Below are 12681 nucleotides of genomic sequence, written 5' to 3'. Positions count from 1 at the left end.
GGAGCTTCTTCGTGCAGCACCTGCAGCTCATGCGCCTCGGCCTTCCCGGCCAGGAGCGTCCCGTCGTCCGCACGGCCGACGGCACGACCTACTCGCTCGACCCCCTGACCCGTGACGTCGACGGCGCGTTCCTCGCGGACGACGGCATCTCCCGGGTCCGTGCGGCCCTCGACGCGGGCGACCTGCCCGTCGTCGCGGACGCCGACGGGATGCGGGTCGGCCCTCCCGTCGCCCGCCCCACGGCCGTCGTGTGCGTGGGCATGAACTACGCCGCGCACGCCGCCGAGTCCGGCTCCGAGCCGCCGACCGTCCCGATCATCTTCTGGAAGCACTCCAACACGGTCGTCGGACCCGACGACGACGTCCTGCTCCCCCCGGGTGCGCAGAAGGTCGACTGGGAGGTCGAGCTCGCGATCGTCATCGGAAAGAAGGCCCGCTACCTCACGTCGCCCGCCGAGTCCGCGGCGCACGTCGCCGGGTACACCGTGTCCAACGACGTGTCCGAGCGCGACTACCAGATGGCCGTCTCGGGCGGCCAGTGGTCCAAGGGCAAGAGCTGCGAGACGTTCAACCCGCTGGGCCCCGCGCTCGTCCCGGCCGACCAGGTCGACGCCTCGGACCTGCGCCTGCGCTCGTGGGTCAACGGCGAGATCCGCCAGGACTCCTCGACGGCCGACATGATCTTCGACGTCGACTTCCTCGTGTGGCACCTGTCGCAGTACATGGTCCTCGAGCCGGGCGACGTCATCAACACCGGGACGCCCCAGGGCGTCGCGCTCTCGGGCCGCTTCCCCTACCTGGTCGACGGCGACGTCATGGCCGTCGAGATCGAGGGCCTCGGCCGCTGCGAGCAGAAGGTCCGCGACGCGGTCGTGTGACGCGCCGAGGTGCACCCGGAGGGCGTCGGTGCCGGGTGCGCCCGGCTCACGTGGTTCAGCCCGCGAACGGCAGGACCGGCAGGCCCTTCACGCCCGGGACGACCCGGAAGACGGATCCCGCGTCGAGCTCGGGCTCGAACGGCTCGCCGATCATGAGCCGCGACGTCGTGACGAACAGCTCGTCGAGGTCCTCACCGCCGAACGTGCACGCCGTGACGTGCGAGGCGGGCAGCTCGACGACCTCGGTCAGCGTCCCGTCCGGCGCGTAGCGGCGCACCGCGCTGCCGCCCCACAGGGCGACCCACACGCCACCCTCGGCGTCGACGGTGAGCCCGTCGGGCAGGCCGTCCGCGCGCGGGATCTCGACCAGGGCCCGCCGGTTCGCGAGAGGCTCGGGCGCCCCCGCGTCGTAGTCGAACACGTCGACCCGGCACGTGAGCGTGTCCACGTAGTACGCCAGCGTGCCGTCGGGCGAGAAGCCCAGCCCGTTCGAGCACGTGACGCCCGACAGCACGAGGCGAGCGGCGCCGTCGGGCTCGACGCGGAACAGGGCACCCGCGCCGGACCGGTCGTCGAACGGCATGGAGCCCGCGTAGAACGCGCCGTCCGGGGTGGTCGAGCCGTCGTTGAGGCGGACGGTCGGGTCGCTCCACAGCTCGGGGAAGGGACGCACGGGGGAGTCGGGCGCCTCGTCGTCCACGAGCGCGAGGCCACGCTCCAGCCCGACGACGTAGCCGCCCCGGGAGCGCGGGCGCACCATGGTCGCGTAGTCGCCCACGTGGCGGCGGGACACCGTGGCGTCGGGCTGCAGGGTCAGGAGGTCGCCCGCCATCATGTCGACGAACCGCAGGCCGCCCCAGGTCGGGGACCACACGGGCCCCTCGCCGTGGTGGGCGACGGGACCGGTGATGTTCTCGGCACGCATGGGGCCCATTGTCCCGGACCGCCGAGGGTGACGTGCCCGCCCGCCGAGGGTGACGGCTCGGCCCGCCGAGGGTGACATCAGATGTCACCCTCGGCGGGCGTGTCGGTCACCGTCGGCGTACGGGAGCGTCACCGTCGGCGGCCGGGGTGGTCACCCTCGGCGAGGAGGGGACCCGTTCAGCTCGCCTCACTCGGCGCCCAGGCGCGACCGCAGGCGTGCGAGCTGCGCCCAGAGCTGGTCCGGGACCCGGTTGCCGAACGTGTCGAAGAACTCGCTCGTCAGCTCGGTCTCCGCGAGCCACGAGGCGGCGTCGACCTCGAAGAGCGCGTCGAGGTCGGCCTGCGGCAGGTCCAGCCCGTCGACGTCCAGCGCACCGGGCGCGGGCAGCAGACCCACGGGGCTCGTGACGGCCCCCGCATCGGTCCGCAGGCCGCGCGAGCGGTCGACCTGCTGCGCGATCCACTCGACCACACGAGAGTTCTCACCGAACCCGGGCCACAGGAACGAGCCCTCGGCGTCCTTGCGGAACCAGTTGACCTGGAAGATCTTGGGGCGCTTCTCCGGATCGAGCCCGGCCCCGACGCTCAGCCAGTGCGCCCAGTGGTCGGCCATGTTGTAGCCGCAGAACGGGAGCATCGCGAACGGGTCGCGGCGCAGCTCGCCCAGGGCGCCCTCGGCGGCCGCGGTGCGCTCGGACGAGATCGTGGCGCCCATGAACACGCCGTGCTCCCAGCTGTACGCCTGCGCGACGAGCGGCACGTTGGTCGCGCGTCGACCACCGAAGATGATTGCGTCGATCGGGACGCCCGCAGGGTCCTCCCAGGTGTCGGCGATCGTCGGGCACTGGGCGGCGGCGACCGTGAAGCGCGAGTTGGGGTGCGCGGCGGGGGTGCCCGCGGCGCCGTCCTCGGGGGTCCAGTCGTTGCCGAGCCAGTCCGTGAGGTGCGCGGGCGCCTCGGGGGTCAGCCCCTCCCACCAGACGTCGCCGTCGTCGGTCAGGGCGACGTTGGTGAAGATCGTGTCGCGGTCGAAGGTCGCGACCGCGACGGGGTTGGTGTCGATCCCGGTGCCGGGGGCGACGCCGAAGAACCCGGCCTCGGGGTTGATCGCGCGCAGCGTCCCGTCGGGTCCGGGGCGCAGCCACGCGATGTCGTCCCCGATGGTCTCGACCTTCCACCCGGGGACGGTCGGCTGGAGCATCGCGAGGTTCGTCTTGCCGCACGCCGACGGGAAGGCAGCGGCCAGGTGGTAGGCGCGCCCCTCGGGGGACGTGGCGCGGATGAGGAGCATGTGCTCGGCGAGCCAGCCCTCGTCACGGGCCATGGCCGAGGCGATGCGCAGCGCGAAGCACTTCTTGCCGAGCAGCGCGTTGCCGCCGTACCCGGACCCGAAGGACCAGATCTCGCGGGTCTCGGGGAAGTGGGCGATGTACTTGGTGTCGTTGCAGGGCCAGGGCGCGTCCGGCGTGACGGCTCCCGTGTCGTCGACGAGCGGCGCCCCGACGCTGTGCACGGCCGGGACGAAGGGCGCCCCGCCGTCGATCAGTGCGAGGACCTCGCTGCCGACCCGCGTCATGACGCCCATGCTCACGACGACGTAGGGCGAGTCGGTGACCTGGATGCCGACCTGCGAGAGGGGACCTCCGACGGGGCCCATCGAGAACGGCACGACGTACATCGTGCGACCGCGCATCGACCCGTCGAACACGTCGCGGAGCTCGGTGCGCATGGCGTCGGGCTCGCGCCAGTTGTTGGTGGGGCCGGCATCGGCCTCGTCGCGCGAGCAGATGAACGTGCGCGACTCGACGCGGGCCACGTCGCTCGGGTTCGAGCGGGCGAGGTAGCTGCCGGGGCGCAGCTCGGGGTCGAGGGGCAGGAGGGTGCCGGCGTCGACCATGAGGTCGACGAGCCGCTGCTTCTCGGCCGCGGAGCCGTCGCACCACACGACCGCGTCGGGCTCGGTGAGCTCGGCGATCTCCCGGACCCACGTCCGCGGGTCGCGGGCGGCGCGGGCCGGGGAGCCGAACGCGGCGCCTGCCATCGCGGTGGTGAGCACGTCGGGCAGCGCCTCGGTGAGGGCGGCGTGGCGGGTGCGGCGGGGATGGGCGGTCGCGGTCATGAGGGTCTCCGGTCCTGGGTGGTCGTCGGGTCCACCCGGTGGGTGTCGGTGCTGCTGTTTCCACCTTCGACCCGGAACTCTCCGGTTTTCCACCTGGATCGCTGTCAAGAATCGTGGATCTTGACATAGGGTCAAGGAATGGCCGTCGACGAAGACCGCAAGATCCCCACGAGCCCCGAGATCCACACCCCGGCGAGCACGGACCTCATCACGCTCGGACGCCGGATCCGGTACTTCCGGACCGGTCGCGACCTCACGCTCGACGCTCTCGGCGCACTGGTCGGCACGACCGCGAGCCTCCTGTCCCTCATCGAGAACGGCAAGCGCGAGCCCAGGCTCTCGCTGCTCCAGGCGCTCGCGGGCGCGCTCGAGGTCACGGTGGCCGACCTCCTCGCGGACGAGCCGCCGTCGCGCCGCGCCGCGCTCGAGATCGAGCTGGACCGTGCCCAGCGCGGCCCGCTGTTCGCGACCCTCGGCCTGCCGTCGGTCAAGGCGTCGCAGAAGCTCCCCCTGCCCGTCCTGGAGAACCTCGTCGGCCTGCACGGCGAGCTCGCGCGCCGTGCGTCCGAGGCCATCGCGACGCCCGAGGAGGCGCGCCGCGCCAACACCGAGCTCCGCCTGGAGCGTCAGGAGCGCAACAACTACATCCCCGAGCTCGAGGACCTCGCGGAGGAGATGACGCGTCGTGCGGGCTACACGTCGGGCGCGCTGACGCACCGCACCGTCGCGCGCATGGCCGAGCAGCTCGGCTTCACGCTGCTGCACGTCGACGACCTGCCGCACTCGACGCGCACGGTCACGGACCTGCGCAACGGCCGGATCTACCTGCCGCCCGCCTCGATCCCGGGCAGCCACGGTCTGCGCTCGCTCGGCCTCCAGGCGATCGCGCACCGCGTGCTGGGGCACCAGCGCCCGACGTCGTACGCGAACTTCCTGCGCCAGCGCGTCGAGATCACGTACTTCGCGGCGTGCTGCCTCATGCCGCAGTCGGCGGCGGTCGAGTTCCTCGAGCAGCGCAAGAAGGAGAAGGACCTCGCGGTCGAGGACTTCCGCGACGCGTTCGGCGTCTCGCACGAGGCCGCGTCGCAGCGCTTCACGAACCTCGCGACGTCCCGCCTGGGCATCCCGGTGCACTTCATGCGCGTGGGGGACGACGGCGCCCTGTACCGCGGCTACGCGAACGACGGCCTGCCGTTCCCGGCCGACGTCACGGGGGCCATCGAGGGTCAGCTCGTGTGCCGCCGGTGGGCCGCGCGCGAGGCGTTCACCCGCCGCGACCGCGCGACCGAGTCCTACCAGTACACGGACACCCCCGCGGGCACGTTCTGGTGCAGCACCCAGACGGGCACGACGACGACGGGCGAGTTCTCGATCACGGTCGGGGTCCCGTTCGCCTCGGCCAAGTGGTTCCGGGGACGGGAGACGACGGCTCGCCGTGCGTCTACCTGCCCGGACGAGGCCTGCTGCCGCAGGCCGGCAGCCCAGCTCGCACGGCACTGGGAGGAGGTCGCCTGGCCCAGCGCGCGCATGCACCAGTACGTCCTGTCGGCGCTGCCGTCCGGCGCGTTCCCGGGGGTGGACGCCTCGGAGGTCTACGCGTTCCTCGAGAAGCACGCGCCTCGCGAGGGCTGACCGGGCCTGGTCGGGCGTGCGGCGTCGTCGGGCGGTCCGGCAGGCCGGGTGAGCTCGGCGACCTGTCCGAGCACCTCGGCGGTCTCGATCTCGACGCGCTGCGCGATGCGGGCGAGGCCCAGGGACGCGGCGTCGGCGACCGTGCCGAGCAGCACGCGCAGGTCGGCCACGGCGGCCGCCGCCGCCTCGACCGTCGCGGCGCGCTCGGCCCGGGCCGTCACGAGCCCGAGGCTCAGGCCGAGGTCCTCGACGACGTCGGGGCCCGCCGACAGGAGCGTCGACGCGGCCCGCGCCAGGGCGCCGACGTACTGCCCGAGCTCGCGGGCCGGGAGGCGGGCGGACGCGAGGTCGGTCACGCGGTCGTCGAGCTCGCGCGCGACGAGCGCCGAGGAGGCGTCGCGCAGGTCCTCGACGTAGGTGCGGTACCCGGAGCCCTCGGCGAGGGGCCGCTGCGTCCGGTCGAGGGCCCAGGCCGGGTCGCGGTCGGCGGCTCGCAGGAACACGTCGAGGTCGACGGCGTCGAGCGCCTCGTCGTCGTCGCCCGCGAGCCACCGCTCGACCCGGGCGAGGTGAGCGGGGTCGTCGACGTCGAGCCCGACGGTCGAGAGCACGTCGAGCCAGGTGCCGGTGATCGGGTCGTACAGCGGGACGAGGTCCGCGTCGTCGGGGCCGAGGGGCCGGACGTGCCGCCCGTGGGACGGGTCGTGCAGGAGCACCCACTGCCGGTCGTCGATGATCACGGGACCGGACTCGGTCATCTCGAGCGCGACCCGGGTGGCCCACTCGTCGTAGGTCTCGCCCCAGGTCTCGCCCGTCAGGGGGTCGCGGAGCGTGATCGGTGTCCGCAGCCGCGCGGGCAGCCACAGGAGGGGGTGCCACATGGCGGCGGGGCGCAGCCCGGGCCACCGGCGGTGACCTGCGGGCACCGTCCACGGCATCGGCAGCGGGCTGGCGGTGAGCGGGGAGAGCAGGAGCTCGCCGTCGTGCAGCCCCGTGAAGGCGCGCCACAGGTGCAGCCGCCCCGTCGTGTCGAGCGTCGACGCGGGCAGGAGGAGGTGTTCCCCCGGTCCGACGTCGAGCGCTCGGCGCCTGTGCTCCACGTTCGTCCTCTCCTCGCTGACCGTCTGGGGCTGCCTATGCCGGGTGAGCACGCGCCAGCCTGCGTGGCGGGGAGGCGCGCCCCTGGGATGCATGTGATGGAGGTCACATCGCCCGAGGTGCCCGGAGGCCCGATTTTCGCGAGCGCGCCGCACACACACGTGCCATGCAGACCATCACCGTCACCGCCGACGTCGACGTCGATGTCACCGCCGCTGCCCGCACGACCGTCCACGACCGCGCGAGCGACGAGCTCGACCGCACCACGACCGACGTCGCGCGTCGGGTGCAGGCCGGCGACCTCACCGAGCGTGAGGCCCGCATGATCGTCTTCGAAGCGGTGTTCCGCACGGGCATCGTGCGCTCCGAGACCACGCGCTACTGCCACCGCCACGGCATCGCACGCTTCCTGCACGACGACATGGTCGACGCGGCCGTGGACTTCTACACCCGCAAGATCCTCGACCTGCCCAGCGCCGACGGTGCCGAGGGTGACTCCCGGGGGCGCAACGGCACCAAGTTCTTCGACCTCGAGGTCTTCGCGGGCGGTGCGAGCGCGGCGGGATCGATCCGCCAGGCGCTCGGGGACTACACGCTCATGCACCGGACCCTGCTGCGCAGCGTCCGGTCGGCCCGCAAGGTCGGCCAGATCGTCTCGACCGACCTCCTCGAAGGGACGATCGACGCCGAAGGGCGCCTCGCGGGCCTCGTGCACGAGCTCCCCGTGGTGCCGGACCTGGCCGTCCAGGTCCTCGACGCGGGGCGCGACGAGGAGCTCGACCGCCTCTACGCTGCCCACGAGAGCGCTGCCACGCGTCAGCGCGGAGTCCTGCGCATGCACGTCGACGCTGCGGCGATCCGCGACGCGTTCGCCCTGCCGGCCCTCGAGCGCCCCCTCGACCCCGACGTCCGAGCACGCATGCTCGCGTGGATCGAGGAGGACGAGGGCCTCGCCCTGCGCTCGGTCCACGCGCTCACCGCCCCGCCGTCGGACCCGCGCGTGGCGACCCTCGCCGGGCTGTGGACGACCTACGAGGACGAGCACCTCGAGACCGTCGCCTCCCACGAGTACGGGCAGAAGATCGCGCACCTCCTCGTGCGCGACGTCCTCGCGGACCGTGCACGCCCGGGACGGCCCGCGCTGTCCCGTACCCGGGTCGCGGTCAAGCAGGCGGTCGCCGGCTGCGGGGTCGACGCCGCCTGGGTCACCGAGCTCACCGCGGTGTTCGTCGAGCACGAGCACGAGGCACGTTCGGCCTGGGACCCGGACCGCGGGACCGGAGAGTCCACGCGCGACACCGCACGCTACCTGGGCGCCCTCGCGGCGGCCGTCGCGCTGCCCGGCGCCCCGCTCGGACGCACGCCCCTCGAGGTGCGCAGCACGCTCGCCGACGTCGTCGCCGCGGCACGCCAGACCGCGAGGGTCGCCGAGGCGGGCTGACCGACCTTCGCAGCGAGGCCGGACGACGGCCGACGTCGCTGCATAGGAAGCACGACCGTCGACGCCTCGACCAGAGGCACCGAGAGGAGCACCCCATGGCTGCCACCCCCGCACGCCCCAGACCCCAGACCATCGCCGAGCGCTGCGCACCCCTGACCAAGGAGCTCGCGCGTCGACGAGCGGGTGCCCCTCTCTACCCCGGCGACGTGCACGAGCAGATCGCCTCGCTCGTCGACGAGCTCGTCATCCAGGGACTGACCCGCGCCGAGGCCGCGGGGCTCGTGAACCGCGCGGCCCAGAAGGCCACCGCGGCATGAACCACCTGCGGCGACCGTGGGAGCCCCCGGACGCCGACCCGCACGAAGCGCTCGACCGGTGCGACCGGTGCGACGCGTGCGGCGCGAGCGCCTGCGTCCGGGTGACGGTCGCCCACGAGGGGGCCCTTCTCTTCTGCGACCCGCACTACCGCTTGCACGAGAGCGCGATCGTCACCGCCGGGTACGACGTGCGGGACGAACGGCGCACCCTCGACGAGGACATCGCCCTCGCGCTCGCCCTCGCGCGGGCGCTCGACAGCGCCGCCTGACCGCGACCGGCAGGTCCGCCCGCCCGAGGCGCCCGGTATCACCCCCACCAACCGCACGAGACGACCGACAGTCACCGACGACAGCCCCGGTGGACGCCAGGGCTGGGGACCCGTGTCCCTGACGAACAGGTCGCTCCGAGCGACGACGACGATGCCAGCGATGGCGTGGAGGTGCGGGCGTGGACGAGATGGACGAGATCGTCCACGAGTTCTTGGTCGAGTCCTACGAGAATCTCGATCAGCTGGACCAGGACCTCGTGGCACTGGAGAGCGACCCTTCGTCGCGCGTGCTGCTCAGCAGCATCTTCCGCACGGTGCACACGATCAAGGGCACGAGCGGCTTCCTCGGCTTCGGCAACCTCGAGCGGGTCTCGCACGTCGGGGAGTCCCTGCTGTCCGAGCTGCGCGACGGCGAGCGTGTGATGGACCCGCAGGTGGCGGACGTGCTGCTCGCGCTCGTCGACACGCTGCGAGCGATCCTCGCCAAGGTCGAGGCGGGCGCCGGGGACGACGTCGACGTCGAGCCCATGGTCGCCCAGATCGTGGCGGTGCAGGAAGGGACCGCGCCCGCAGAGGAAGCGGCGCCGGCCCAGGAACCGGCGGTGGCCGACGAGCAGCAGGCGGCCCAGCCGCCGGCTGCGGCCGAGGAGCCGGCGGTCGTCGAGCCCGACGCCGTCGTCCTCCCCGGACCCGAGCCCGAGCAGGCCGAGGCCGACGCACCCGTGGCTCCCGTCGCCGTCGAACCTGCCCCCGCCGCGACCGCACCCGCCGCCCTCGCGGTGAAGCACGAGGAGATCGAGCTCCCCGGGCGCAACGCGGCCGACGGCTCGATCCGCGTCGACGTCGACCTCCTCGACTCGCTCGTGCGGCAGGTCGGCGAGCTCGTGCTCGTGCGCAACCAGTTCGACCGCATCGCCGGGGCAGGGGAGGACCAGGAGACCAAGCGGTCCGCACAGCGCCTGAGCCTCATCGCCTCCGAGCTGCAGGAGGGCGTCATGCGCACGCGCATGCAGCCCATCGAGCACGTGTGGTCGAAGATGCCGCGCATCGTGCGAGACCTCGCGAAGATGCTCGGGCGCGAGGTGCGCGTCGAGATGACCGGTGGCGACACCGAGCTCGACCGCTCGCTGCTCGAGGCCGTGAAGGACCCGTTGACCCACCTGGTGCGCAACGCGGTCGACCACGGGATCGAGGCGCCCGACCAGCGTCGCGCCGTGGGCAAGGCGAGCCAGGGGCTCGTGACGCTGCGCGCCTATCACTCGAACGGCCAGGTCGTCGTCGAGATCACCGACGACGGCGCGGGCATCGACCCCGAGAAGGTGGGGCGCTCGGCGGTCTCGAAGGGGCTGCGCAGCACCTCCGAGATCGCGGCGATGTCCTCGTCCGAGGTGCTCGACCTGCTGTTCCTGCCCGGGTTCTCGACCGCGGTCAAGGTCACCAACGTCTCCGGGCGCGGCGTCGGCATGGACGTCGTCCGGACCAACATCGAGGCGATCGGCGGGTCCGTCGACGTCGAGTCGAGCGTCGGCAAGGGCACGACGTGGCGGATGCGCATCCCGCTCACGCTCGCGATCATGCCCGCGCTCACGGTCACGTGCTGCGGCTCGGTCTACGCGATCCCGCAGGTCAGCCTCCTGGAGCTCGTCGCGCTCGGCGGACAGGACACGCGCATCGAGCACGTCGGTACCGCGCCGGTCTTCCGGCTCCGCGGGACGTTGCTCCCGCTCGTCTCGCTCGCCGAGGTCCTGGACCTCGCTCCCGAGTCCGCGGGCCGCGTCATCGCGGTCGTCGAGGCCGACGACCAGCGGTTCGGCGTGATCGTCGACCGCGTCCTGAACATGGAGGAGATCGTCGTCAAGGGCCTCGCCAGCCGGCTCAAGCAGATCGGCATGTACTCGGGCGCGACGGTGCTCGGTGACGGAGGAGTCGCCCTCATCCTCGACCTTCCCGCGATCGCGCGGCGCGTGCTCAGCACCGAGATCGCGGAGCTCGCCAAGGTGCGTCGGCAGACCGCGGTGCAGACCACGAAGGCGGCCCAGCAGGTGCTCGTCGTCGCGGCCGGGGACCGCCGCGTCGCGATCCCGCTGTCCGCGGTCACCCGGCTCGAACGGATCCGCACGGAGCGGATCGAGCAGGTGGGTACCCGCGAGGTGCTGCAGTACCGGGGAGCGCTCGTACCGCTCGTCCGCCTGGACCAGGTGCTGGGCGCCGTGGGCGGCCCGACGGGCGACGAGCTCGACGTCGTCGTCTACACCCGCGGCGGCCGCAGCATCGCGATGGCCGTCTCCGAGATCCTCGACATCGTCGAGGACGACGCCCGCCTGCACAGCGACATCGACGACCACGGCCTCGTGGGCTCGACCGTCCTCGACCAGCGCGTCACCGAGCTGCTCGACGTCCGCAGCGCCGTCCGTGCCGCCGACGCGGGCTTCTTCGACGACGACCACGACGACGACCATCCTCACGGCCTCGCCGACCGGGCGGCCTTCGACGACGACCTCCTGGCAGGTGTGCGATGAGCACGAGACTCGTGACCTTCACGCTGGGTGACCGCCTCTGCGGCATCCCCGTCGACAGGGTCCAGGAGGTCCTGCCGAGCCGGCCCCGCACGCGCGTGCCGCTGGCCCCCGACGACGTCGCAGGGCTCGTCAACCTTCGCGGCCAGGTCGTCCTCACGGTCGACCTGCGCCGACGGCTCGGCATGCCCGCGCACGACGGCGAGCAGATGATGGCCGTCGTCTTCGTGGGCGACGAGACCGTGAGCCTGCTCGTCGACCGGATCGGCGACGTGCTCGTGGTCGACGAGGACCAGTTCGAGCTGCCGCCCCAGACCCTGTCCGAGGCACTGCGAGCCGTGATCCTCGGCACCTACAAGCTTTCCGACCGGCTGCTCCTCGCGCTCGACGTCGACGCCGTGGCGTCGTGACCCGAGCCGTGCAGAAGCCTGCGAACCGGCCCGTGCGCGGGCCCGCAGGTCGCGCCGGCACCTTCCTCCCCATTCATCACACCGCCCAGGAGTACCCATGTCCACGTCCCTGACGTCCGCGACCTCGCGGCAACGCCGCTCCCGCTTCGGCGACCTCTCCGTCCGGACCCGGATCATCATCGCGCTCGGCGTCCTCGTCCTCGTGCTCGTGGGGACCGTCGCCGTCGCCCTGCAGGGCCTGCGCTCGACCCTCGAGGACACCGAGGCGGTGGCGGACGTCGGGAACACCGCGCTGCGGCTCAACGCCGAGATCGACCACGGCGCTCAGGAGGCGTGGCGACTGACGTACCAGTACGACATCGTGACCGGCGCTGCCCGGGCCGCGGTCGTCTCGCAGATGGACGCGACAGACGCCCTGCTCGAGACCAAGATCGCCGAGTACGACACGATGCTCGGCACGATGGCCGAGCCGAACTGGGAGACGTTCAAGACGGCGTGGTCCGAGTGGACCGCCTACCGCGACTCGACCCTCATGCCGGCCGTCGAGGACAAGGCGGTGACCCCGGAGATCCAGTCGCGCAACGACGCGCTCATCGCCGCCCACGTCTCGGCTCTCTCCGCCGCGGGCGATGCTGCGAACGCGTACGCCGCGTCGGTCTCCGACGAGGCCGCGGCCCACGCCCAGAAGACCGTCCTCACGATGATCGTGCTCGGGCTGGCAGGCCTGGTGATCGCGCTCGTCGTCGCGCTCGTCGTCGCGAACGGGATCCGCCGGTCGGCCGAGAAGGTGCGACGCTCGCTCGTCGCGCTCGCCGAAGGGGACCTGACGGTGCACCCGGACGTGGACAGCCGCGACGAGATCGGTCAGATGGCCGTGGCTCTGGCCACCGCGCAGACGAGCCTGCGGGCGATCATCTCGACGGTCGCCGGCACGGCCCAGGAGGTCGCCGGGGCCGCCGACCGCCTGTCCTACGCGGGCGCCCAGTTCTCGGCGTCGTCGGAGGAGACGGCGGCGCAGTCGGGGGTGGTGGCTGCTGCTGCGGAGCAGGTGTCGCAGAACGTGCGGACGGTGGCTGC

11 protein-coding genes are annotated in these 12681 nt (G+C 72.7%); 8 read left to right on the top strand and 3 right to left on the bottom strand.

Annotated features, from left to right (window positions below):
- Positions 1–20: 20 nt before the first annotated feature.
- On the top strand, positions 21–878 hold the full coding sequence (locus tag ACFVQ3_RS06385) for a fumarylacetoacetate hydrolase family protein (protein WP_387636798.1): 858 nt from the start codon (positions 21–23) through the stop codon (positions 876–878).
- A gap of 55 nt (positions 879–933) precedes the next feature.
- On the opposite strand, the gene ACFVQ3_RS06380 is transcribed toward ACFVQ3_RS06385, so the two are convergent.
- Positions 934–1803, bottom strand: coding sequence for an SMP-30/gluconolactonase/LRE family protein (locus ACFVQ3_RS06380; protein WP_387636489.1), 870 nt, complete (start codon positions 1801–1803; stop codon positions 934–936).
- Positions 1804–1989: 186 nt separating this feature from the next.
- Entirely contained in the window at positions 1990–3843 is a 1854-nt protein-coding gene (locus ACFVQ3_RS06375) for a phosphoenolpyruvate carboxykinase (GTP) (RefSeq protein WP_387636796.1), read from the bottom strand.
- 216 nt (positions 3844–4059) lie between these two features.
- Between ACFVQ3_RS06375 and ACFVQ3_RS06370 the strand changes: the two genes are divergently transcribed.
- Positions 4060–5553, top strand: a complete 1494-nt coding sequence (locus ACFVQ3_RS06370; RefSeq protein ID WP_387636486.1) for a helix-turn-helix domain-containing protein — start codon at positions 4060–4062, stop codon at positions 5551–5553.
- Here the strand turns inward: ACFVQ3_RS06370 and ACFVQ3_RS06365 are convergent.
- Positions 5514–6653 carry a hypothetical protein gene (locus tag ACFVQ3_RS06365; RefSeq protein ID WP_387636484.1) on the bottom strand — a complete coding sequence of 380 codons (1140 nt, stop codon included), beginning with the start codon at positions 6651–6653 and terminating at the stop codon, positions 5514–5516. The two genes, ACFVQ3_RS06370 and ACFVQ3_RS06365, sit on opposite strands and share 40 nt — an antisense overlap.
- A gap of 164 nt (positions 6654–6817) precedes the next feature.
- Here ACFVQ3_RS06365 and ACFVQ3_RS06360 point away from each other — a divergent pair, with 164 nt between their 5' ends.
- The 6 genes from ACFVQ3_RS06360 to ACFVQ3_RS06335 all read left to right on the top strand — a co-directional run.
- Entirely contained in the window at positions 6818–8092 is a 1275-nt protein-coding gene (locus tag ACFVQ3_RS06360) for a hypothetical protein (protein ID WP_387636481.1), read from the top strand.
- A 95-nt stretch (positions 8093–8187) separates the two neighbouring features.
- Complete coding sequence (locus tag ACFVQ3_RS06355; protein WP_030152901.1) at positions 8188–8409, top strand: hypothetical protein; 222 nt, start codon at positions 8188–8190, stop codon at positions 8407–8409.
- Positions 8406–8678, top strand: coding sequence for a hypothetical protein (locus tag ACFVQ3_RS06350; RefSeq protein ID WP_387636479.1), 273 nt, complete (start codon positions 8406–8408; stop codon positions 8676–8678). The genes ACFVQ3_RS06355 and ACFVQ3_RS06350 overlap by 4 nt, the downstream gene beginning before the upstream one ends.
- 188 nt (positions 8679–8866) lie before the next feature.
- The gene (locus ACFVQ3_RS06345) at positions 8867–11197 is read left to right on the top strand and encodes a chemotaxis protein CheA (protein WP_387636793.1); all 2331 of its coding nucleotides are present in this window, start codon (positions 8867–8869) and stop codon (positions 11195–11197) included.
- Positions 11194–11604 (top strand): chemotaxis protein CheW, encoded by a 411-nt coding sequence (locus tag ACFVQ3_RS06340; protein WP_387636476.1) that lies wholly within the window; start codon positions 11194–11196, stop codon positions 11602–11604. The genes ACFVQ3_RS06345 and ACFVQ3_RS06340 overlap by 4 nt, the downstream gene beginning before the upstream one ends.
- Positions 11605–11701: 97 nt before the next feature.
- Positions 11702–12681: HAMP domain-containing protein (locus ACFVQ3_RS06335; protein ID WP_387636473.1), on the top strand; the 980-nt coding region annotated here is incomplete at its 3' end.

It is taken from the genome of Oerskovia sp. NPDC057915 (genome assembly GCF_042887685.1).
Taxonomy (GTDB): domain Bacteria; phylum Actinomycetota; class Actinomycetes; order Actinomycetales; family Cellulomonadaceae; genus Oerskovia.
This window is presented reverse-complemented; position numbering and strand designations above follow the sequence as displayed.

What these genes read in the sequence shown, in the direction of transcription:
- ACFVQ3_RS06355 (WP_030152901.1), top strand. Translation starts at nt 8,188, where the DNA reads ATGGCTGCCACCCCCGCACGCCCCAGACCCCAGACCATCGCCGAGCGC.
- ACFVQ3_RS06345 (WP_387636793.1), top strand. Translation starts at nt 8,867, where the DNA reads ATGGACGAGATCGTCCACGAGTTCTTGGTCGAGTCCTACGAGAATCTC.
- ACFVQ3_RS06380 (WP_387636489.1), bottom strand. Translation starts at nt 1,803, where the DNA reads ATGCGTGCCGAGAACATCACCGGTCCCGTCGCCCACCACGGCGAGGGG.
- ACFVQ3_RS06375 (WP_387636796.1), bottom strand. Translation starts at nt 3,843, where the DNA reads ATGGCAGGCGCCGCGTTCGGCTCCCCGGCCCGCGCCGCCCGCGACCCG.
- ACFVQ3_RS06370 (WP_387636486.1), top strand. Translation starts at nt 4,060, where the DNA reads ATGGCCGTCGACGAAGACCGCAAGATCCCCACGAGCCCCGAGATCCAC.
- ACFVQ3_RS06340 (WP_387636476.1), top strand. Translation starts at nt 11,194, where the DNA reads ATGAGCACGAGACTCGTGACCTTCACGCTGGGTGACCGCCTCTGCGGC.
- ACFVQ3_RS06350 (WP_387636479.1), top strand. Translation starts at nt 8,406, where the DNA reads ATGAACCACCTGCGGCGACCGTGGGAGCCCCCGGACGCCGACCCGCAC.
- ACFVQ3_RS06360 (WP_387636481.1), top strand. Translation starts at nt 6,818, where the DNA reads ATGCAGACCATCACCGTCACCGCCGACGTCGACGTCGATGTCACCGCC.